Raw genomic sequence first — 21356 nt, 5'->3', positions numbered from 1 at the left:
GAGACAGAGGGTTGCTGGAAATTGGGACCAGACGAACCGTCAGATGTCCAGCGGGAGTTGCTGGACCAGCAGCTTTCCGGCCATGGTCACGCCGCCGTCCATGGCGATGGCGAGGCCGTCGGCGTAGACGTGCGGGCCCTCGACGTGGGGCTCGCCCCGCTCCTCGCCCTCCTCGGAGCCCACCTGGCCGAGCAGGTAGGGGATCGGGCTGTGGCCGTGCACGACCCGGGAGCCGCCGTAGGTGTCCAGCAGGGAGCGCACGGCGTCGGCGCCGCCCTCGTCGCGGAAGGAGAAGCGCTTGGTGAACTTGCGGAACAGGTCCCAGATCTCGTCCGCGTCGTTGCGGGTCAGCGCTTCGCGGACGGTGTCGTTGACCGCCTCGATCGAGTCGCCGTAGTCGAGGTAGGCGGTGGTGTCGGAGTGGAGCAGCAGATGGCCGTCGACCTCCTCGACCGCGTCGAGCCGGGCCATCCACTGGAGGTGGTGGTCCTGGAGGCGGTCCATGTCGGTCTTCTGGCCGCCGTTGAGCAGCCAGGCCGCCTGGAAGGTGGCGGTGCCCGCGCCGGAGTGGACCGGGGTGTCGCCGAACCGCTTGGCGCCCAGCAGCAGCAGCTCGTGGTTGCCCATGAGCGCCTTGCAGTAGCCGCCGGCCGCCGCGGCCTCGGCGGACAGCCGCATCACGAGGTCGATGACGCCGATGCCGTCCGGGCCCCGGTCGGTGAAGTCGCCGAGGAACCACAGCCGGGCGGTGCCCGCGCACCACTGGCCCTCCTCGTCGACCAGGCCCTTCTCACGCAGCGCGCTCAGCAGCTCCTCGATGTAGCCGTGGACGTCCCCCACGACGAACAGCGGGCCGGGACCGTCCTCGGGCTGCGGCGCGGCGGCGGGAGCGGGCTCGACGGGCGGTGGCGGGAGGGTGTCGCGCTGGATCACCGGCAGGTCGCGCTCGGTCGGGGTGTACCCGTCGGGGTGGTCCCCCGCGTGCGGGGGGACGACGTCACCGGGGTGCACGTCGGCGTACGGACCGGTCTCATGGACGTACGCGGGCACCCGGAAGTCGCGCAACGTCGCCGTACGCTCCGTCTCGGGTCCCTGACCGGCCCCCTGAGTCATCAGACCCCTCCACCATCGCGCCGAAGCTGCACCGCTTCGGACTGCCTGGTCGCAGCGGCCCCGCGGTGTCGTGCGCCCATCATAGGAATGCGCGTCGCGCCATGTGACGACCCAGGGGTGGTGAATCACGGTGAGGTCCCTGATCGCTGGGGCTTTCGTCCCGATTGGGCAGGAGTCGGCCGGTTGCCCGTCCGTGATCGGGTGCCCGCCGGGCGGTCGCCCGCCCCGGTTCGACGAGGCGCGGCCGGTCACCGCCACGCCTCGCGGAGCTCTCCGTCCCCCCTCGGGCCGGTCTCCGTCAGCTTCGTTCCGGCGTCCGCGGCGGGCTGACCGTGGTGCGCGGCGGACGGCGCTGGGAAGAGGTGCGCACGATCAACTCCGTCGGTATCACCTGCTCGACCGGCTGGTCCGACTCGACCCCCTCGATGGCGTCGATGAGGAGCTGCACGACCGCCGTGCCGATGCGGCGCGGCTTCAGCGAGAGCGTGGTGATGGGCGGCTCGGTGGTCGCGTACACGGTGGACTCGCTGCAGCACACCAGCAGCAGATCGTCGGGGACGCGCAGGCCGTAGCGCCGGGCGGCGGCGAGCAGATCGGTGCCGTTGGGGTCGAAGAGGCCGTAGACGGCGTCCGGGCGGTCGGGCCGGGCGAGCAGCCGGTCGGCGGCGACGGCGCCCGCGCACGGGTCGTGCGCCGGGTACGCCTCGTAGACCGGGTCCTGGCCGACCCGCTCGCACCAGCGCAGGTAGGCGGTGGTGGACAGGTGGGTGTACGTGTCCGTCGTGGTGCCGGTGAGCAGGCCGATACGGCGGGCCCCGGCGGCGGCGAGGTGGTCCAGGATGCCCATGACGGCGGCCTCGTGGTCGTTGTCGACCCAGGCGGTGACCGGGAGGGAGCCGGCCGGGCGGCCGTCGGAGACGACCGGCAGGCCCTGCCGGACCAGTTCGCTGACGACCGGGTCCTGGTCGGAGGGGTCGATGACGACCGTGCCGTCCAGCGCGACGTTGGACCACACGTCGTGCCGGGAGGTCGCGGGCAGGATGACCAGGGCGTACCCGCGGGCGAGCGCGGCGGAGGTGGCGGCCCGCGCCATCTCGGCGAAGTACGCGAACTCGGTGAAGGTGAAAGGTTCATCCCCGTACGTCGTCACGGTCAGGCCGATCAGGCCGGACTTGCCGGTACGGAGGGTGCGGGCCGCGGCCGAGGGCCGGTAGCCCAGTCGGTCCGCGACCTCGCGGACATGGCGGCGGGTGGCGTCCGGGAGCCGCCCCTTGCCGTTGAGGGCGTCGGAGACGGTCGTGATGGAGACCCCGGCGGCGGCGGCCACGTCTCTGATGCCGGCCCGTCCGGGCCGGCTGCCCCGCCGGGAGGTTTCCGCGCGGCTCACCTGGTGCTTCCCTGCTGCTGTCATGGCGAGCCGATAGTAGGGCTCTTGTGGTGGGGTAGGGCGGACGCATATGCATGCGTTGACAGGCACGTTTCTGCATGGTCGTCAGGGCCCAACCACCTTTGAAAGCAAGTCAGTTGGGCGGTGCAATGACAGGACGTGTCTTGTCGATGCGCGTGAGCCTGCCAAGTGCCCCATGTTTCGAAGAGGTCTCAACTCACCTTCACGAGGGATGCGCGCCACGGCGCGAGCCACCGGCGCACGGACAAATGCGCGGTGCGCCCCCTAAAGCGCAGCCCTCACCCGGCGCGGCCCATGATGCCCCGGGGCCGCGGAAGCGGAGGCGCACCGGTACGCAAGTGCGCCGAATCCTCATAAGGTGAGGAGCATTGGATGCCGGCGGCGTCGACGGTCCGCCGGTGGTCGCGAGGAGGACTGCGGTGAGCGAGACGAGCCCCAAGCTGCGCGCCGAGCTGGAGGGTATCCCCACCTACAAGCCGGGCAAGCCCGCATCGGCCGAGGGTCCGGTCGCCTTCAAGCTGTCCTCGAACGAGAACCCCTATCCCCCGCTGCCCGGTGTCATGGAGCGGGTCGCGGCGGCCGTCGCCGAGTTCAACCGCTACCCCGACATGGCGTGCGGCGGCCTGATGGCCGAGCTGGCGGAGCGTTTCGGCGTCCCCGTCTCCCACTTGGCCACGGGCACCGGCTCGGTCGGCGTGGCCCAGCAGCTCGTGCAGGCGACCAGCGGTCCGGGCGACGAGGTGATCTACGCCTGGCGCTCCTTCGAGGCGTACCCGATCATCACGCGGATCAGCGGGGCCACGCCCGTGCAGGTGCCGCTCACGCCGGGCGATGTGCACGACCTGGACGCGATGGCGGACGCGATCACCGAGCGGACCCGGCTGATCTTCGTCTGCAACCCCAACAACCCGACCGGCACCGTGGTGCGCCGGGCCGAGCTGGAGCGGTTCCTCGACCGGGTGCCGAAGGACGTGCTCGTGGTGCTGGACGAGGCGTACCGGGAGTTCATCCGCGACCCCGAGGTGCCCGACGGTGTCGAGCTGTACCGGGAGCGGCCGAACGTCTGCGTGCTGCGCACCTTCTCCAAGGCGTACGGGCTGGCCGGCCTGCGGGTCGGTTTCGCCATCGCGCACGAGCCGGTGGCGGCCGCGCTGCGCAAGACGGCGGTGCCGTTCGGCGTCAGCCATGTCGCGCAGGAGGCGGCGATCGCCTCGCTCCAGGCGGAGGACGAGCTGCTCGGCCGGGTCGGCTCGCTGGTGTGCGAGCGCGCCCGGGTGGTCGACGCGCTGCGCGCGCAGGGCTGGACGGTGCCGGAGACGCAGGCCAACTTCGTATGGCTGCGGCTGGGGGAGCGGACCATGGAGTTCGCGGCGGCGTGCGAGGACCACGGGGTGGTCGTGCGACCGTTCGCCGGTGAGGGCGTGCGGGTGACGGTCGGGGAGAACGAGGCGAACGACATGTTCCTGAAGGCGGCGGAGGCGTTCCGTCGCGAGACGGCGGACTGACACCGGTCCGACCATGACGTGCGGGGCCCTGCCGGAAGGCGGGGCCCTTCGTCGTGGGGGCCCCCTTGTGGAGGCCGAATACGTGTGCGCCATAATGGCTTGTGAATGTGAACGCTTTCACAAGCTCCGACCGGATTGCTCCATATGTGGGGGGCATAAGCGGCGAAAGCCGCACCGGAACGGCGAGGTAAGGAGGGGTGACGACGTGGAACTGGCGTTGGCGCCGGAGACCCTGGCGCGCTGGCAGTTCGGCATCACCACCGTCTATCACTTTCTGTTCGTCCCGCTGACGATCTCCCTGGCCGCCCTGACGGCCGGACTGCAGACCGCCTGGGTGCGCACGGAGAAGGAGGTCTACCTCAGGGCCACCAAGTTCTGGGGCAAGCTCTTCCTGATCAACATCGCGATGGGCGTGGTCACCGGCATCGTGCAGGAGTTCCAGTTCGGCATGAACTGGTCGGAGTACTCGCGCTTCGTCGGAGACATCTTCGGCGCCCCGCTGGCCTTCGAGGCGCTGATCGCCTTCTTCTTCGAGTCGACCTTCATCGGGCTGTGGATCTTCGGCTGGGACAAGCTGCCGAAGAAGATCCACCTGGCCTGCATATGGATGGTCTCGATCGGCACGATCCTCTCGGCGTACTTCATCCTCGCGGCCAACTCCTGGATGCAGCACCCCGTCGGCTTCCGGATCAACAAGGAGCGGGGGCGCGCCGAACTGACCGACTTCTGGGCCGTGCTGACCCAGAACACCGCGCTCGCCCAGGCGTTCCACACCCTCTCCGCGGCCTTCCTGACCGGCGGCGCCTTCATGGTGGGCCTGGCCGCCTATCACCTGACCCGGCGCCGGCACATCAAGGTGATGCGGACCTCGCTGCGGCTCGGCCTGATCACCGTGGTGATCGCCGGCCTGCTCACCGCCATCAGCGGCGACACCCTCGGCAAGGTGATGTTCAAGCAGCAGCCGATGAAGATGGCCGCCGCCGAGGCCCTGTGGGACGGTCAGAAGCCCGCGCCCTTCTCGGTTTTCGCCTACGGAGACGTGGACAAGGGCCACAACACCGTCGCCATCGAGGTGCCGGGCCTGCTGTCCTTCCTCGCCAACGACGACTTCTCCTCGTACGTCCCCGGCATCAACGACGTCAACAAGGCCGAGCAGCAGAAGTTCGGGCCCGGTGACTACCGGCCCAACATCCCGGTCGCCTACTGGGGCTTCCGCTGGATGATCGGGTTCGGCATGGCCTCCTTCACCCTCGGGGCGCTCGGGCTCTGGCTGACCCGGAAGAAGTTCCTGCTCCCCCGGCACCTGCGTACCGGCGACGACGAGGTGCCGCTGCTGGTGCTGTTCGGGAAGCGGACGCTGGGCCCGAAGCTCACCTCCTGGTTCTGGCGCGTGGCCACCTGGACGATGGCCTTCCCGCTGATCGCCAACTCCTGGGGCTGGATCTTCACCGAGATGGGCCGCCAGCCCTGGGTCGTCTACGGCCTGTTCCAGACCCGCCAAGCGGTCTCCCCCGGTGTCTCCCAGACCGAGGTCGCCATCTCCATGGCCGTCTTCACCGCGCTGTACGCGATTCTCGCGGTCATCGAGGTCCGGCTGCTCGTCAAGTACGCCAAGGCCGGTCCCCCGGAGCTGACCGAGGCCGATCTCAACCCGCCCACGAAGATCGGCGGCGACCACCAGGACGCCGACCGGCCGATGGCCTTCTCGTACTAGCGCTGGGGGAACAGCCATGGAACTGCATGACGTCTGGTTCGTACTCATAGCCGTGCTCTGGACCGGCTACTTCTTCCTGGAGGGGTTCGACTTCGGGGTCGGGGTGCTGACCCGGCTGCTCGCCCGGAACCGGCCCGAGCGGCGGGTGCTGATCAACACCATCGGCCCGGTCTGGGACGGCAACGAGGTGTGGCTGCTCTCCGCGGGCGGTGCGACCTTCGCCGCCTTCCCGGAGTGGTACGCCACCCTGTTCTCCGGCTTCTATCTGCCGCTGCTGCTCATCCTGGTCTGCCTGATCGTGCGCGGCGTGGGCTTCGAGTACCGGGCCAAGCGGCCCGAGGAGAAGTGGCAGCGCAACTGGGAGTGGGCGATCTTCTGGTGCTCGCTGATCCCGGCGTTCCTCTGGGGCGTGGCCTTCGGCAACATCGTGCACGGCGTGAAGATCGACCGGAACTTCGAGTACGTCGGCGGGCTGGGCGACCTGTTCAACCCCTACGCCCTGCTCGGCGGCGCGGTGACCCTCACCCTGTTCACCCTCCACGGGGCGGTGTTCACGGCGCTCAAGACCGTCGGTGACATTCGGACGCGGGCCCGGACCCTGGCGCTGCGCCTCGGCCCGGTGACCGTCGTCCTGGCGCTCGGCTTCCTCGTCTGGACGCAGCTCCACAGCGGGGACGTCGCCAGCCTGGTCGCCCTCGTCGTGGCGGCCGTCGCCCTGCTCGGCGCGCTGGGTGCCATCTGGCGGGTGCGGGAGGGCTGGGCGTTCGCGCTGTCCGGGGCGACCATCGCGGCCGTCGTGGCGATGCTGTTCCTGTCGCTCTTCCCGAACGTGATGCCGTCCACCCTCGACGCGGACTGGAGCCTGACGGTCACCAACGCCTCGTCGAGCCCGTACACCCTCAAGATCATGACGTGGTGCGCCGTCATCGCCGCCCCGCTGGTCATGCTCTACCAGGCATGGACCTACTGGGTCTTCCGCAAGCGCATCGGTACCCAGCACATCGCCGAAGCCGCACACTGACCGCCTCAAGGGTATGTTTCACGTGAAACACACTCTCGGGACTGAAGGACACGTTTCACGTGAAACCGATCGATCCCCGCCTGCTGCGCTACGCCGGTGCCACGCGCTTCTTCCTCGTGGCGGTCGTCCTCCTGGGCGGGCTCGGCGCCGGTCTGGTCATCGCCCAGGCCATGCTGATCGCCGAGATCGTGGTCGGCGCCTTCCAGCACGGCAAGTCGGCAGGTGACCTGGTCACCCCGCTGGCGCTGCTGGCGGGCGTGGCCTGCGGGCGGGCACTGGTCTCCTGGCTCACCGAGCTGGCGGCGCACAAGGCCAGCGCGGCCGTGAAGTCCGAGCTGCGGGAGCGCCTGGTCGAGCGGGCCGCCGTGCTGGGTCCCGGCTGGCTGAGCGGCCAGCGCACCGGCTCGCTGGTCACCCTGGCCACGCGCGGGGTCGACGCCCTGGACGACTACTTCTCGCGGTACCTGCCGCAGATGGGCCTCGCCCTGGTCGTCCCGGTGGCGGTGCTGGCGCGGATCGTCACCGAGGACTGGGTCTCGGCGGCGATCATCGTCGCCACTCTCCCCCTCATCCCGGTCTTCATGATCCTGATCGGCTGGGCCACCCAGTCCCGGATGGACCGCCAGTGGTCGCTGCTGTCCCGGCTCTCCGGCCACTTCCTGGACGTGGTCGCGGGGCTGCCCACGCTGAAGGTGTTCGGGCGGGCCAAGGCGCAGGCCGAGTCCATCCGCAAGATCACCGGCGAGTACCGCCGGGCCACCATGCGGACCCTGCGGATCGCCTTCCTCTCCTCCTTCGCGCTGGAGCTGCTGGCCACGCTCTCCGTCGCGCTGGTCGCCGTCACCATCGGCATGCGGCTGGTGCACGGCGGAATGGACCTCTACATCGGCCTGGTCATCCTGATCCTGGCCCCGGAGGCGTACCTCCCGCTGCGCCAGGTGGGCGCGCAGTACCACGCGGCGGCGGAGGGTCTGGCCGCCGCCGAGGAGATCTTCGCCGTGCTGGAGACGCCGGTCCCGGCCACCGGCACCGCCCCCGTCCCGGCCGGCTCGCTGGCCTTCGATTCCATGACGGTCCGCTACCCCGGCCGCTCGGCGGATGCCGTCACCGATGTGTCCTTCTCCGTGGAACCCGGCGAGACCGTGGCCCTGATCGGGCCGAGCGGTGCGGGCAAGTCCACCCTGCTCGGCGTGCTCCTCGGCTTCGTCCGGCCCACCGAGGGCCAGGTCCGCGTCGGCGGCGCCGACCTCGCCGGCCTCGACCTGGAGGAATGGCGCTCCAGGATCGCCTGGGTACCGCAGCGCCCGCACCTGTACGCCGGGACCATCGCCGAGAACGTCCGCCTGGCCCGCCCCGACGCGGACGACGCCGCCGTACGCCGGGCACTGGCCGACGCCGGTGCGCTGGAGTTCGTGGACGCGCTGCCCGCGGGCGCCGGCACCCTGCTCGGGGAGGACGGCGCCGGACTCTCCGCAGGTCAGCGGCAGCGGCTCGCCCTGGCCCGCGCCTTCCTCGCCGACCGTCCGGTGCTGCTGCTGGACGAGCCCACCGCCGCGCTGGACGGTGCCACCGAGGCCGACGTCGTCGCGGCGGTACGACGCCTCGCCGTCGGCCGTACGGTCCTGCTCGTCGTGCACCGGCCCGCCCTGCTGGAGGTCGCCGACCGGGTCGTACGGCTGGAGCTGTCCGAGCCCGCCGCCGCGCCCGAGCCGGTCATGGCCGAGGCGCTCGCCCCCGAACTCGCCGCCACCGCGCTCGACGCGCACGTACCGGAGCCCGCGGGCGGCGAAGCCTTCTTCCCCGAGCAGGACGACGCCGACGACGACCGGAACGCGCCCGAGGAGACCACGGCCGGTGAGCGCGGCATTCTGGGCCGCGTCCGCTCCGTGGCCGCCGCCCGGCGCGGACGGCTCCTCTTCGCGCTGCTGCTCGGCAGCCTCGCCCTGGGCTGCGCCGTCGGTCTGATGGCGACCTCCGGCTGGCTGATCTCGCGCGCCTCCCAGCAGCCGCCGGTGCTCTATCTCCTGGTCGCCGTGACGGCCACCCGGTTCTTCGGCATCGGCCGGGCCGTCTTCCGGTACAGCGAGCGGCTGGTGTCGCACGACGCCGTGCTGCGCATGCTCGCCGACACCCGCGTCGCCGTCTACAAGAGGCTTGAGCGGCTGGCCCCGGCGGGGTTGCGCGGCATCCGGCGCGGTGATCTGCTCAGCCGGCTCGTCGACGACGTGGACGCCTTCCAGGACTACTGGCTGCGCTGGCTGCTGCCCACCGGTGTGGCGGTCGTCGTCTCCGCCGCCTCGGTCGGGTTCACCGCCTGGCTGCTCCCCGAAGCGGGCGCCGCGCTCGCCGTCGGCCTGCTGCTCGCCGGGGTCGGCGTCCCGCTGATCACGGCGGCCGTGGCCCGGCGCACCGAACGACGGCTGGCGCCCGCCCGGGGCGTGCTGGCCACCCGCGTCACCGACCTGCTCACCGGCACCGCCGAGCTGACCGTCGCCGGGGCGCTGCCCTCGCGCACGGCGGCCACCCGTGAGGCCGACGGCACCCTGACCCGGATCGCGTCCCGCTCGGCCGGGGTCACCGCCCTCGGCGACGGCCTGACCGCGCTGATCTCCGGTCTTACCGTCACCGTGGCCGCACTGCTCGGCGCGCAGGCGGCGGCCCAGGGCCGTATCCACGGCGTGCTGGTGGCCGTGGTCGTCCTCACCCCGCTGGCCGCCTTCGAAGCCGTGCTCGGCCTTCCGGTGGCCGTCCGCTTCCGGCAGCGGGTCGCCCGCAGCGCCGAGCGGGTCTACGAGGTGCTGGACGCCCCGGTGCCGGTGCACGAGCCGGAGCAGCCGCGTGAGGCCCCCGCGTCCCCGTTCCCGCTCGTGGTGCGGGACCTGAGCGCCCGCTACGAGGACCAGCACCAGGACGCGCTGCACGGGCTCGACCTCACGCTGGACCGGGGCCGCCGGATCGCCGTGGTCGGCCCCTCGGGCTCCGGCAAGACCACCCTCGCCCAGGTGCTGCTCCGCTTCCTGGACCCCGGCGCGGGCACGTACACGCTGGCCGGGGTCCCGGCGGCCGAGATGGACGGCGACGAGGTACGGCGGCTGGTCGGGCTGTGCGCCCAGGACGCCCACCTCTTCGACAGCACCGTCCGGGAGAACCTGCTGCTCGCCCGGAAGGACGCGACCGAGGCCGCGCTGCGGGACGTCCTGCTGCGGGCCCGGCTGCTGGACTGGGTGGACGGACTTCCCGACGGCCTGGACACGCACGTCGGCGAGCACGGCGCCCGGCTCTCCGGCGGTCAGCGGCAGCGCCTCGCGCTGGCCCGCGCGCTGCTCGCGGACTTCCCGGTGCTGGTGCTGGACGAGCCCGCCGAGCACCTCGACCTGCCCACGGCGGACGCCCTCACCGACGATCTGCTGGCCGCGACCGAGGGCCGAACCTCGCTGCTGATCACGCACCGGCTGGCCGGCCTGGCCGCCGTCGACGAGGTGCTCGTCCTGGACGCGGGGCGCGTGGTGCAGCGCGGCCCGTACGCCGAGCTGCTCGCCGTGGACGGCCCGCTGGCCGCGATGGCCCGCCGCGAGGCCGAGGCGGAGGCCCTCGTCGTGCTCTGACCGGCGGGTACGGTCAGACCCGTCCGGCGAGCAGGTCCTCGATCACGCGGGCCACGCCGTCGTCGTTGTTGGCGTGAGTGCGGCCGGTGGCGGCGGCCAGCGTGTCGGGGTGGGCGTTGCCCATGGCGTAGGAGCGGCCCGCCCAGGTCAGCATCTCGATGTCGTTCGGCATGTCGCCGAAGGCGACGACCTCCTCGTGCGAGATGCCGCGCTCGGCACAGCACAGGGCCAGGGTGCTGGCCTTGGAGACGCCGGGTCCGCTCAGTTCCAGCAGCGCGCTGGGGCTGGAGCGGGTGACGTTGGCGTGGCCGCCGACGGCGATCCGGGCGAGGGTGAGGAAGGCGTCCGGGTCGAGGTCCGGGTGGTGGGCCAGGATCTTCAGCACCGGCTGGCTCGCCGCGACCCCCTCCGGCGCGAGGAGTTCCTCGGCGGGGCGCAGGGTGTCCGGGATCTCCAGGTGCAGCTTGGGATAGGCGGGCTCCTGGTGGAAGCCGTAGGTCTGCTCCACCGCGAACAGGGTGCCGGGGGCCGCCTCGCGCAGCAGCTGGACCGACTTCAGGGCGTTCTCCCTGGCCAGCTCGCGCACCTTCACGAACCGGTGGGCGCCGGCGCCGCCGTGCAGGTCGACCACGGCGGCGCCGTTGCCGCAGATCGCCAGGCCGTGGCCGTGCACATGCTCGCTGACGACGTCCATCCAGCGGGCCGGGCGGCCGGTGACGAAGAAGACCTCGATCCCCGCCTTCTCGGCCGCCGCCAGCGCGGCGACGGTGCGCGGGGACACGGTCTGGTCGTCGCGCAGCAGGGTGCCGTCGAGGTCGGTGGCGATCAGCCGCGGCGGAAGAGAGCCCCCTCCTCGTCCGGACGGGGCCGACGGCTGTGCGGGGGCCGGGGTCCCCGGCTCTCGGGTCGCTGAGGTCACCCGGCCATTCTCGCTCACCCGTGCGCACGGACGTGCGCCGGTGAGCCCGGATGAGGCCGGGTACGCGTCAGATGCGCTCAGGAGCGGGTCCCGGCCGGCCATCCGGGCGTCGTAGGCTCGTCGGCATGGCCCTTCGTCTCAGTACCGTGATCCTCCCCGTCGACCGCTGGAGCGAGGGAGGACGGGCAAAATGGCAGCGGGCCGAGGAGCTCGGGTTCCATGCCGCGTACACCTACGACCATCTGTCGTGGCGGTCGTTCCGGGACGGGCCGTGGTTCGGGGCGCTGCCGACGCTGACGGCCGCCGCGGGGGCGACCGAGCGGTTGCGGCTGGGGACGCTGGTGACCTCGCCGAACTTCCGGCACCCCGTCACGCTGGCCAAGGAACTGATCTCCCTGGACGACATCTCCGGCGGCCGGGTCACCCTGGGCATCGGGGCGGGCGGCGCCGGGTTCGACGCGACGGCGCTCGGGCAGGAGGCGTGGTCGCCGCGTGAGCGGGCCGACCGGTTCGCGGAGTTCGTGACGCTGCTGGACCAGTTGCTGACTGAGGATGCGGTGTCGTACACCGGCGACCACTACTCGGCGCACGAGGCGCGCAACATCCCTGGCTGTGTGCAGGAGCCCCGGCTGCCGTTCGCGGTGGCGGCGACGGGCCCGCGCGGGCTGCGGCTGGCCGCGCGGTACGGGCAGGCGTGGGTGACCACAGGCGACCCGAAGCTGTTCGAGGCCGGTACGCCGGAGCAGTCGGTGCCGGCGGTGGAGGGGCAGATCGGCCGGCTCACAGAGGCGTGCGCCGAGATCGGCCGGGACGTGGCAGGGATGGACAAGATCATGCTGACCGGATTCACCCCGGACCGCGCCCGTCCGCTGGACTCCGTCGACGCGTTCGTGGACTTCGCCGGCCGGTACGCGGCGCTGGGTATTACCGAGTTGGTGATCCACTGGCCTATCGCCGACTCGGACTTCGCTGCCGACCAGGCCGTCTTCGAGAAGATCGCCACCGAGGCCGTCGCTCAGCTGGGCTGAGCGGCCGCAGAACCTCAGCGGGGCTCGGAGAACCGCAGGTAGCGCGGCGGGACGGCGGCGGTCAGCCAGACGGCGTTCGCGCTGAGGTGGAAGACGTGGCCGTCGCGGTGCATGGCGGCCGCGTCCACGGCGAGGACGACGGGCCGGCCGCGGCGGGCGCCCACCCGGGTCGCGGTCTCGCGGTCGGCGGAGAGGTGGACGTCGTGCCGGGCCATGGGCCGCAGCCCCTCGGCGCGGATCGCGTCCAGGCTGCGGGCGACGGTGCCGTGGTAGAGGTACGGCGGCGGGGTGGCCGGGGGCAGACCGAGCGCCACCTCGACGGTGTGGCCCTGGCTGGCGCGGATTCGGCCGCCCTCGATGGCGAAGCGCCGCTTGTCGTTGACCGCCACCACATGGTCCAGCTCGGCACGGGTGACGGGGAAGCCGTGGGCGGCCGTGGCGGCGAGCAGTGCGTCGATCTCCACCCAGCCGGCCGGGTCCAGCGAGAGCCCGATGCGCTCGGGCTGGTGCCGCAGATGCTTCGAGAGGTACTTGGACACCTTTACGGTGCGTCTGTCGTCCATCACCTCTGGTGTACCCATCTCTCCCATATGATGCTTTTAGTATCTCCCTCTGATCGGGCTGCCCCGCGTTTTTCCGCCCGCTTTCCGCTCCCCCCAGCCTCCCGGAGAGACGCGGATCACGCACATGATTTAAGCGGGAAGGTTTGATCCACAGCCAACGCCGGTTATCCACAGTCTTTTTGACGATTCTGTGGACAACCGGCGCCCGTTTCAGGCATGTTGATCAACTTCAGGGCGCTTCATGGCAGATGGAGCGCCCTCGACCGACCCCCCGACTCACAACTTGGGCTCCACCCGCGCCAATTTGCGCAGCGCCCCCGGCACGAACCGCGACAACAGATACGCCCCCCGCGCCTCAGGAGTCACCGGCACCACCGCCCGGTTCTCCGTCACCGCGTCCAGAATCGCCCTGGCGACCTTCTCCGGCGGGTAGTTGCGCTTCCCGTACAGCCGGGACGACCGCTCCTGACGCCGCCGTGCCTCGGTCTCGTCCACCCCGGTGAAGCGCGTCGTCGACGTGATGTTGGTGTTGACGATGCCGGGACAGATGGCCGTAACTCCGATGTCCTGGGCGGCCAGTTCGGCGCGCAGGCACTCCGACAGCATCAGCACCGCCGCCTTCGACGTGCTGTACGCCGGAAGCGCCCGCGAGGGCTGGAAGGCGGCGGCAGAGGCGATGTTGACGATGTGGCCGCCCTGCCCCCGCTCCGCCATGCGGGCCCCGAAGAGACGGCAACCGTGGATCACACCCCACAAGTTGACGTCCAGCACCTTGCGCCAGTCGTCCGGGGTCGTGGCGAAGAAGGAGCCGGAGACGCCGATGCCCGCGTTGTTGACCAGCACGTCCACCACGCCGTATTCGCGGTGCACCCGCTCGGCCAGCTTCTCCATGGCCTGCTCGTCCGAGACGTCCACCGTCTCCACCCAGGCCCCCGACGCGCCTGCCGCCAGGGCCAGTTCGGCGGTTCGGGCGGCCGTGACGCCGTCCCGGTCGACCGCCACCACCCGCGCCCCCGCCTCCGCGAGAGCCAGCGCAGTCGCGCGCCCGATGCCGCTGCCCGCACCCGTGACCAGCGCCAACTGTCCGCCGAACCGCCCGGCATGGGGACCGCTGCCCCGCGAGGGCGCGCCCTGTTCCACGGAGTTCACGAACTCCTCGATCCAGCGTGCCAGTTGGTCCGGCCGGGTGCGCGGCACCCAGTGCTTGGCCGGCAGCGTGCGCCGGGTCAGCCGGGGCACCCACTGCTCCAGGTCGTCGTAGAGCCGCTCGGAGAGGAACGCGTCCCCTTGCGGCGTGATGAGCTGCACCGGCACGTGCGCGACGGCGTCCGCGCGAGGGTGGCGCAGCCGGGGGCGGACGTTGTCCCGGTAGAGCCAGGCGCCGTGGGCCGCGTCCGAGGGCAGCGAGGCCGTCGGATAGTCGCCGGCCGGGACCTTCTCGGCCCGCTCCAGCAGCTTGGGCCACCGCTTGCCCAGCGGCCCGCGCCAGGCCAGTTCCGGCAGCACCGGCGTGTGCAGCAGGTACACGTACCAGGACTTGGCGCCCTGGCCGAGGAGCTGGCCCACCCGGCGCGGGGTCGGCCGCTTCACGCGGGCGCCGATCCAGTGGCCGAAGTGGTCCAGCGAGGGGCCCGACATGGAGGTGAACGAGGCGATGCGGCCCCGTGTCCGCTCGACCGTCGCGAACTCCCAGGACTGCACCGAGCCCCAGTCGTGCCCGACCAGGTGCACCGGCCGGTCCGGGCTCACCGCGTCGGCCACCGCGAGGAAGTCGTCCGTCAGCTTGGCCAGGGTGAAGCCGCCGCGCAGCGGCTTCGGCGCGGTCGAACAGCCGTGGCCGCGCACGTCGTAGAGCACCACGTGGAAGTCGTCCGCCAGGCGGGCGGCCACCTCGGACCAGACCTCCTTGCTGTCCGGGTAGCCGTGCACCAGCACCACGGTGGGGCGCCCCGGGTCGCCCAGTTCGGCCACGCACAGCTCGATCCCGCCGGTGCGCACCCGTCGTTCACGCGCGTTCCTCAGCGTCACTTGTCCTCCGCCCGCATCCGCCCGTCTCCGTCCAGCGAATGTGGCAGTTGTTAGAGGTGGCGTCAACAGCAGGGCTCCGGTCCCCGCCCCCTAGGGCCCCGTACTACCCGAGACGGACCCCAAGACGGCTCTGTGGTCTGACGACCCGGGTGCCCCACGTCACTACGGTCGGGGATGTGACTGTGATCGTGACCGAGAGCCTGAGCAAGCGGTTCCCCCGGGTGACCGCGCTCGACCGGCTGTCCGTGGACATCGGACCCGGTGTGACGGGACTCGTCGGTGCCAACGGCGCCGGCAAGTCCACCCTGATCAAGATCCTGCTGGGTCTGTCCCCCGCCACCGAGGGCCGGGCCGCCGTGCTCGGCCTCGACGTGGCGACCGAAGGCGCCGCCATCCGCGAGCGCGTCGGCTACATGCCGGAGCACGACTGCCTGCCGCCCGACGTCTCGGCCACCGAGTTCGTCGTGCACATGGCGCGCATGTCCGGCCTGCCGCCCACCGCAGCCCGCGAGCGCACCGCCGACACCCTGCGCCACGTCGGGCTGTACGAGGAGCGCTACCGCCCCATCGGCGGCTACTCGACCGGCATGAAACAGCGGGTCAAGCTCGCGCAGGCGCTGGTGCACGACCCCCGCCTGGTCTTCCTGGACGAGCCGACCAACGGCCTCGACCCGGTCGGCCGGGACGAGATGCTCGGCCTGATCCGCCGCATCCACACCGACTTCGGCATCTCGGTCCTGGTCACCTCCCACCTGCTGGGCGAGCTGGAGCGCACCTGCGACCACGTCGTGGTCGTCGACGGCGGCAAGCTGCTGCGGTCCAGCTCCACCACCGACTTCACGCAGAGCACCACCACGCTGGCCGTCGAGGTCACCGACAGCGACACCCACCCCGACGGCACCCGCGCCCTGCGCGAGGCGCTGCACGCGCGCGGCGTCGACACCCACGACGACGGCGGCGGCCTGCCCGGCGCCGGCCACATCCTGCTGCTCACCGCGCAGGGCGAGGAGACGTACGACCTGGTGCGCGACACCGTCGCCGGGCTCGGCCTGGGCCTGGTCCGGATGGAACAGCGGCGGCACCACATCTCCGAGGTGTTCACCCGCGACGAGCAGCGGAAGGAGGCAGTCGGCCATGGCGGTTGACCAGCCCGTCCCCACGGCACCGGCGCCCTCGGGCGACCAGTCCCGCATCCACGACATCGGCTACCGCGGCTACGACGGCCCCCGCCTCGGCCGCGCCTACGCCCGCCGCTCGCTGTACTCGCAGTCCCTGCGCGGCGCCTACGGACTCGGCCGCTCGGCCAAGTCCAAGGTGCTGCCGATGCTGCTGTTCGCGGTGATGTGCGTACCGGCCGCCATCATGGTGGCCGTCGCGGTCACCACCAAGGCGCACGACCTGCCGGTCCCCTACAGCCGGTACGCGATCATCATGCAGGCCGTGATCAGCCTGTTCGTCGCCTCCCAGGCACCGCAGTCCGTCTCCCGCGACCTGCGCTTCAAGACGGTCCCGCTGTACTTCTCACGGCCCATCGAGACCGCCGACTACGTGCTCGCCAAGTTCGCGGCGCTCGCTTCGGCCCTCTTCATCCTCACCGGCGGCCCGCTGCTCGTGCTCTTCGTGGGCTCGCTGCTGGCCAAGATGGGCGTGGCCCACCAGAGCGAGAAGTTCGGCGAGGGACTGGTCACGGTGGCCCTGCTCTCCCTGCTGTTCGCCGGGATCGGCCTGGTCATCGCCGCCGTCACCCCGCGCCGCGGCTTCGGTATCGCCGCCGTCATCGCCGTCATGACCATCTCCTACGGCGCCGTCTCCACCCTCCAGGCCATCGCCGACACCCAGGGCAACAGCGGCTCGGTGCCGTGGATCGGGCTGTTCTCGCCGGTCACCCTGATCGACGGCGTCCAGTCGGCGCTGCTCGGCGGCACCTCGTCGTTCCCCGGCGGGGTCGGCCCGTCCACCGGCGAGGGCTTCGTCTACCTGATCGTCGTCCTCGGCCTGATCGCCGCGAGCTACGGCCTGATGCTGCGCCGCTACAAGAAGGTGGGCCTGTGACCACGCTCCAGATCGACCACGTCTCCCGCTGGTTCGGCAACGTGGTCGCCGTCAACGACATCACCATGACGATCGGCCCCGGCGTGACGGGCCTCCTCGGCCCCAACGGCGCCGGCAAGTCCACCCTCATCAACATGATGGGCGGCTTCCTCGCCCCCTCCACCGGCACCGTCACCCTCGACGGCCAGCCGGTGTGGCGCAACGAGACGGTGTACAAGCACATCGGCATCGTCCCCGAGCGCGAGGCGATGTACGACTTCCTCACCGGCCGCGAATTCGTCGTCGCCAACGCCGAGTTGCACGGCCTCGGGGCCAAGGCCGCCCAGCGCGCGCTCGCCACCGTGGAGATGGAGCACGCTCAGGACCGGAAGATCTCCACCTACTCCAAGGGCATGCGCCAGCGCGTGAAGATGGCGTCCGCGCTCGTCCACGACCCCTCGCTGCTGCTGCTCGACGAGCCCTTCAACGGCATGGACCCGCGCCAGCGGCTGCAGTTGATGGAGCTGCTGCGCGCCATGGGCGACGAGGGCCGCACCGTGCTGTTCTCCTCGCACATCCTGGAGGAGGTCGAGCAGCTCGCCCGGCACATCGAGGTCGTCGTCGCCGGACGGCACGCGGCCAGCGGCGACTTCCGCAAGATCCGCCGCCTGATGACCGACCGTCCGCACCGCTATCTGGTCCGCTCCAGCGACGACCGCGCCCTCGCGGCCGCGCTGATCGCCGACCCGTCCACCGCGGGCATCGAGGTCGACGCCGTCGAGGGCGGGCTTGTCGTCCAGGCCGTCGACTTCGGCCGCTTCACCACGCTGCTGCCCAAGGTCGCCAGTGACCAGGGCATCCGGCTCCTCACGGTCTCGCCCTCGGACGAGTCCCTGGAGTCCGTCTTCTCGTATCTCGTCGCGGCGTAGGAGGCCGAAGATGTACGACCCCACAGTCGCCCGGCTCACCTACCGGGCCCTGCTCGGCCGCCGCCGGGCCCTCGTCCTCGGCGCCCTGCCCCTGCTGCTCATCGTGATCTCGGTGGCCGTCCGCCTGCTGACCGGCGCCGACGACCAGGTCGCCGCCGACGTGCTCGGCGGGTTCGCGCTCGCCACCATGGTGCCGATCATCGGTGTCATCGCGGGCACCGGCGCGATCGGGCCGGAGATCGACGACGGCTCCGTGGTCTATCTGCTGTCCAAGCCGCTGAAGCGGCCGACGATCATCTTCACCAAGCTGATCGTCGCCATCGCGGTGACCATGGTGTTCTCCGCGCTGCCCACCCTGATCGCGGGCCTGATCCTGAACGGCAACGGCCAGCAGGTCGCCGTCGCCTACACGGTCGCCGCGCTCGTCGCGTCCATCGCCTACTCGGCGCTGTTCCTGCTGCTCGGCACGGTCTCGCGGCACGCGGTGGTGTTCGGTCTGGTCTACGCCCTGGTCTGGGAGGCCCTGTTCGGCTCCCTGGTCTCCGGCGCCCGCACCCTGAGCGTCCAGCAGTGGTCGCTCGCGGTCGCGCACAAGGTGGTCGGCAGCAACCTGATCACCTCCGACGTCGGCCTCCCGGCGGCCACCGCCCTGCTGGTCGTCGTCACCGTCGCCGCCACCTGGTACGCGGGGCAGCGCCTGCGCGCGCTGACGCTTGCGGGCGAGGAGTAGCAGCCGCCTTGACGGGGTCCTCATCCCCGTCCGGGCACACTGACGCCAACGGGAACACGGCGAGCGGCGGTACGGCGAGGAGGACGCCATGGCACAGGGGCAGTCGGCCGGGGACGGCGGGACCGCGCCCGACCCGTGGGACGGTGTCGAACTGGACGAGGACTTCGTCCGGGCCGCGGAGACCTCCGAGCCGTCCGCCCGTGCCCGGATGCTCGCCGCCCGCTGGCGCGCCGAGCGCCCCGAGCCCCAGCCGTGGCGGGCCGACAAGCCGCCGGCGGGCTGGTTCTTCAGCCGCTCGCGGCGCAGGCGGCGCAAGGGTTAATTCGCTGGCGCCGGGCTTCCCGGCGAGGGCACAGTGGGGGAGCCGACGCCGGGTTCACGGAGCCCGGCGCGCCCCCGTACCGGGAGCGGAGCCGGGCAACGTCATGTCCGGCTTCCGTGAGGAGGGTCCCGGCGGGCTCCGGTGAGTTACTCCACCGTCGAGCCCGCTCCCGCACAGGGACCGTCCGGGGCGGCCGCTTCGAGCACGCGATGTCGCTCTCGCGTGGGCCGCCCACCCGGAGAACCGCCGAGAGGCAAGGCCGGGCATCAGCCCCGCCTTGCCTCTCTGCCTTGTCCTCGGGGAATCAGCCGAGCAGTCGCTCCAGCACCACCGCGATGCCGTCCTCCCCGTTGGAGGCGGTCACCTCGTCGGCCACGGCCTTCAGTTCCGCGTGGGCGTTGGCCATGGCCACGCTGTGCGCGGCCCAGGCGAACATCGGCACGTCGTTCGGCATGTCGCCGAAGGCGATCGTGTCGGCCGCCTTCAGCTTCAGCCGCCGGGCCGCCAGCGACAGGCCCGTCGCCTTGGACAGCCCGAGCGGCAGCAGCTCCACGATGCCCTCGCCCGCCATGACGACGGTGACGAAACCGCCCGCCGCGCGCGAGGCCGCGTCCGCCAGCTCGTCCGTGGAGAGCGTCGGATGCTGGATGTAGATCTTGTTCAGCGGGGCTTCCCACAGGTCGGCCGCGTCCGTGAACGCCTTGGCCGGCAGCCGTCCGGTGACCGCGTAGCCGGGGCCCACCATGACCTCGCCGTCCAGCCCGTCCCGGCTCGCGGCCAGGTACAGCGGGCCCACCTCGGCCTCGATCTTGGCCAGGGCGACGCCCGCCAGCTGCCGGTCCAGCGTCACCGAGGTCAGCAGCCGGTGCTGTCCGGCGTCGTAGACCTGGGCGCCCTGGCCGCAGACGGCGAGGCCCTGGTAGCCGAGGTCGTCCAGGATGTGCCGGGTCCAGGGCACCGCCCGGCCGGTGACGACGATGTGCGCGGCGCCCGCGGCCGTGGCGGCGGCGAGCGCCTCACGGGTGCGCGGCGAGATCGTCTCGTCGCCGCGCAGCAGCGTGCCGTCCAGATCGGTGGCGACCAGGCCGTAGGGGAAGGGGTTGCTCACTTGGCGACCGGCTCCAGGACTTCCCGTCCGCCCAGGTAGGGGCGCAGGACCTCGGGGACACGGACCGAGCCGTCGGGCTGCTGGTGGTTCTCCAGGATCGCCACGATGGTGCGCGGTACGGCGCACAGCGTGCCGTTGAGCGTGGCCAGCGGGCGGACCTGCTTGCCGTCGCGCATCCGGATCTGCAGCCGGCGGGACTGGTACTCGGTGCAGTCCGAGGTCGACGTCAGCTCGCGGTACTTGCCCTGGGTCGGGATCCACGCCTCGCAGTCGAACTTGCGGGCGGCGGAGGAGCCCAGGTCACCGGTGGCCACGTCGATCACGCGGAACGGCAGCTCCAGCGAGGTCAGCCACTGCTTCTCCCAGTCCAGCAGGCGCTGGTGCTCGGCCTCGGAGTCCTCCGGGGCGACGTAGGAGAACATCTCCACCTTGTCGAACTGGTGGACCCGGAAGATGCCGCGGGTGTCCTTGCCGTGCGAACCGGCCTCGCGGCGGAAGCAGGGGGAGAACCCGGCGTAGCGCAGCGGCAGCCGGTCCGCGTCGATGATCTCGTCCATGTGGTACGCGGCGAGCGCCACCTCGGAGGTGCCGACCAGGTAGAGGTCGTCCTTGTCCAGGTGGTACACGTCCTGCGCGGCCTGGCCGAGGAAGCCGGTGCCCGCCATGGACTGGGGGCGGACCAGCGCCGGGGTCAGCATCGGGGTGAAGCCGGCCGCGGTGGCCTGCGCGATGGCCGCGTTGACCAGGGCCAGCTCCAGCAGGGCGCCGACGCCGGTGAGGAAGTAGAAACGGGAGCCGGAGACCTTGGCGCCGCGCTCGGTGTCGATCGCGCCGAGGATCTGGCCGAGTTCGAGGTGGTCCTTGGGCGCGAAGCCCTCGGCGTCGAAGTCACGGATCTCGCCGTGCGTCTCCAGGGTGACGAAGTCCTCCTCGCCACCGACCGGCACGGCGGGGTGGACGAGGTTGCCGAGCCCGAGCAGCAGGCGCTGGGTCTCCGCGTCGGCCTCGTCGCGCTCGGCGTCGGCCGCCTTGACGTCGGCCTTGAGCTGCTCGGCGCGGCTGAGCAGCTCGGCCCGCTCCTCCGGAGTGGCCTTGGGGATCAGCTTGCCGAGCTGCTTCTGCTCGGCGCGCAGCTCGTCGAAGCGGACACCTGATGACCTGCGGCGCTCGTCGGCAGACAGGAGGGAGTCGACGAGCGCGACGTCCTCTCCACGAGCACGCTGGGAGGCGCGCGCACGGTCAGGGTCCTCACGAAGCAGGCGAAGGTCAATCACAGGCCCCAGGCTACCGGTGCGCGCGGACCGGCCGGGACCCATATCCCCGGCGCAGACC

General features: G+C 71.6%; 17 protein-coding genes. 10 read left to right on the top strand and 7 right to left on the bottom strand.

All coding sequences use genetic code 11. From position 1 onward, the window contains the following. Window positions 1-39: 39 nt before the first annotated feature. A complete protein-coding gene (locus D0Z67_RS14335; protein ID WP_031179117.1) occupies window positions 40-1113 on the bottom strand; it encodes a metallophosphoesterase in 1074 nt (357 codons plus the stop codon). Between the two features lie 298 nt (window positions 1114-1411). Further along, entirely contained in the window at window positions 1412-2524 is a 1113-nt protein-coding gene (locus tag D0Z67_RS14330) for a LacI family DNA-binding transcriptional regulator (protein WP_031179118.1), read from the bottom strand. 416 nt (window positions 2525-2940) lie between these two features. On the opposite strand from D0Z67_RS14330, the gene hisC reads away from it, so the two are divergent. The 4 genes from hisC (at window position 2941) to cydD (ending at window position 10366) form a co-directional block, all read left to right on the top strand. After that, window positions 2941-4026 carry a histidinol-phosphate transaminase gene (hisC, locus tag D0Z67_RS14325; protein ID WP_031179119.1) on the top strand — a complete coding sequence of 362 codons (1086 nt, stop codon included), beginning with the start codon at window positions 2941-2943 and terminating at the stop codon, window positions 4024-4026. 205 nt (window positions 4027-4231) lie between these two features. Then, window positions 4232-5740: a cytochrome ubiquinol oxidase subunit I gene (locus D0Z67_RS14320; protein WP_031179120.1), complete on the top strand. Its 1509-nt coding sequence runs from the start codon at window positions 4232-4234 to the stop codon at window positions 5738-5740. 16 nt (window positions 5741-5756) lie between these two features. Next, window positions 5757-6761, top strand: coding sequence for a cytochrome d ubiquinol oxidase subunit II (gene cydB / locus D0Z67_RS14315; protein ID WP_031179121.1), 1005 nt, complete (start codon window positions 5757-5759; stop codon window positions 6759-6761). Window positions 6762-6820: 59 nt separating this feature from the next. Then, window positions 6821-10366: a thiol reductant ABC exporter subunit CydD gene (gene cydD, locus D0Z67_RS14310; RefSeq protein ID WP_031179122.1), complete on the top strand. Its 3546-nt coding sequence runs from the start codon at window positions 6821-6823 to the stop codon at window positions 10364-10366. Between the two features lie 13 nt (window positions 10367-10379). On the opposite strand, the gene D0Z67_RS14305 is transcribed toward cydD, so the two are convergent. Next, window positions 10380-11303, bottom strand: a complete 924-nt coding sequence (locus D0Z67_RS14305) for an HAD family hydrolase (RefSeq protein ID WP_234312569.1) — start codon at window positions 11301-11303, stop codon at window positions 10380-10382. A 107-nt stretch (window positions 11304-11410) separates the two neighbouring features. On the opposite strand from D0Z67_RS14305, the gene D0Z67_RS14300 reads away from it, so the two are divergent. Then, complete coding sequence (locus tag D0Z67_RS14300) at window positions 11411-12313, top strand: LLM class flavin-dependent oxidoreductase (RefSeq protein ID WP_031179124.1); 903 nt, start codon at window positions 11411-11413, stop codon at window positions 12311-12313. Window positions 12314-12327: 14 nt separating this feature from the next. Here D0Z67_RS14300 and D0Z67_RS14295 read toward each other — a convergent pair whose 3' ends face one another. Together D0Z67_RS14295 and D0Z67_RS14290 are read right to left on the bottom strand one after the other, a co-directional pair. Next, the gene (locus D0Z67_RS14295) at window positions 12328-12876 is read right to left on the bottom strand and encodes an RNA 2'-phosphotransferase (protein WP_031179125.1); all 549 of its coding nucleotides are present in this window, start codon (window positions 12874-12876) and stop codon (window positions 12328-12330) included. Between the two features lie 276 nt (window positions 12877-13152). Next, complete coding sequence (locus D0Z67_RS14290) at window positions 13153-14904, bottom strand: SDR family oxidoreductase (RefSeq protein WP_031179126.1); 1752 nt, start codon at window positions 14902-14904, stop codon at window positions 13153-13155. A gap of 182 nt (window positions 14905-15086) precedes the next feature. Here D0Z67_RS14290 and D0Z67_RS14285 point away from each other — a divergent pair, with 182 nt between their 5' ends. The 5 genes from D0Z67_RS14285 to D0Z67_RS14265 all read left to right on the top strand — a co-directional run bounded on the left by D0Z67_RS14285 (window position 15087) and on the right by D0Z67_RS14265 (window position 18916). Then, entirely contained in the window at window positions 15087-16049 is a 963-nt protein-coding gene (locus D0Z67_RS14285) for an ABC transporter ATP-binding protein (protein WP_031179127.1), read from the top strand. Next, window positions 16039-16956: an ABC transporter permease gene (locus D0Z67_RS14280; RefSeq protein ID WP_031179128.1), complete on the top strand. Its 918-nt coding sequence runs from the start codon at window positions 16039-16041 to the stop codon at window positions 16954-16956. Before D0Z67_RS14285 ends, D0Z67_RS14280 begins: the two co-directional genes overlap by 11 nt. After that, on the top strand, window positions 16953-17864 hold the full coding sequence (locus tag D0Z67_RS14275; protein ID WP_030806189.1) for an ABC transporter ATP-binding protein: 912 nt from the start codon (window positions 16953-16955) through the stop codon (window positions 17862-17864). The genes D0Z67_RS14280 and D0Z67_RS14275 overlap by 4 nt, the downstream gene beginning before the upstream one ends. A 10-nt stretch (window positions 17865-17874) precedes the next feature. Then, on the top strand, window positions 17875-18594 hold the full coding sequence (locus tag D0Z67_RS14270) for an ABC transporter permease subunit (RefSeq protein WP_031179129.1): 720 nt from the start codon (window positions 17875-17877) through the stop codon (window positions 18592-18594). An 88-nt stretch (window positions 18595-18682) separates the two neighbouring features. Next, window positions 18683-18916 carry an SGM_3592 family protein gene (locus D0Z67_RS14265; protein ID WP_031179130.1) on the top strand — a complete coding sequence of 78 codons (234 nt, stop codon included), beginning with the start codon at window positions 18683-18685 and terminating at the stop codon, window positions 18914-18916. 304 nt (window positions 18917-19220) lie between these two features. Here D0Z67_RS14265 and D0Z67_RS14260 read toward each other — a convergent pair whose 3' ends face one another. Continuing rightward, on the bottom strand, window positions 19221-20024 hold the full coding sequence (locus D0Z67_RS14260) for an HAD family hydrolase (protein ID WP_031179131.1): 804 nt from the start codon (window positions 20022-20024) through the stop codon (window positions 19221-19223). Continuing rightward, window positions 20021-21298: a serine--tRNA ligase gene (gene serS / locus D0Z67_RS14255; RefSeq protein ID WP_030806195.1), complete on the bottom strand. Its 1278-nt coding sequence runs from the start codon at window positions 21296-21298 to the stop codon at window positions 20021-20023. The genes D0Z67_RS14260 and serS overlap by 4 nt, the downstream gene beginning before the upstream one ends. Window positions 21299-21356 lie beyond the last annotated feature (58 nt).

Source organism: Streptomyces seoulensis (assembly GCF_004328625.1).
Classification (GTDB): Bacteria; Actinomycetota; Actinomycetes; order Streptomycetales; family Streptomycetaceae; genus Streptomyces; species Streptomyces seoulensis.
Note: the sequence above shows the minus strand (reverse complement) of the source record. Positions and strands in the feature narration are given on the sequence as shown.

Excerpts from the sequence above, each read along its gene's own strand:
- D0Z67_RS14335 (WP_031179117.1), bottom strand. The coding sequence starts at position 1,113 with ATGACTCAGGGGGCCGGTCAGGGACCCGAGACGGAGCGTACGGCGACG.
- D0Z67_RS14330 (WP_031179118.1), bottom strand. The coding sequence starts at position 2,524 with ATGACAGCAGCAGGGAAGCACCAGGTGAGCCGCGCGGAAACCTCCCGG.
- cydB (WP_031179121.1), top strand. The coding sequence starts at position 5,757 with ATGGAACTGCATGACGTCTGGTTCGTACTCATAGCCGTGCTCTGGACC.
- D0Z67_RS14300 (WP_031179124.1), top strand. The coding sequence starts at position 11,411 with ATGGCCCTTCGTCTCAGTACCGTGATCCTCCCCGTCGACCGCTGGAGC.
- D0Z67_RS14295 (WP_031179125.1), bottom strand. The coding sequence starts at position 12,876 with ATGGACGACAGACGCACCGTAAAGGTGTCCAAGTACCTCTCGAAGCAT.
- D0Z67_RS14280 (WP_031179128.1), top strand. The coding sequence starts at position 16,039 with ATGGCGGTTGACCAGCCCGTCCCCACGGCACCGGCGCCCTCGGGCGAC.
- D0Z67_RS14270 (WP_031179129.1), top strand. The coding sequence starts at position 17,875 with ATGTACGACCCCACAGTCGCCCGGCTCACCTACCGGGCCCTGCTCGGC.
- D0Z67_RS14265 (WP_031179130.1), top strand. The coding sequence starts at position 18,683 with ATGGCACAGGGGCAGTCGGCCGGGGACGGCGGGACCGCGCCCGACCCG.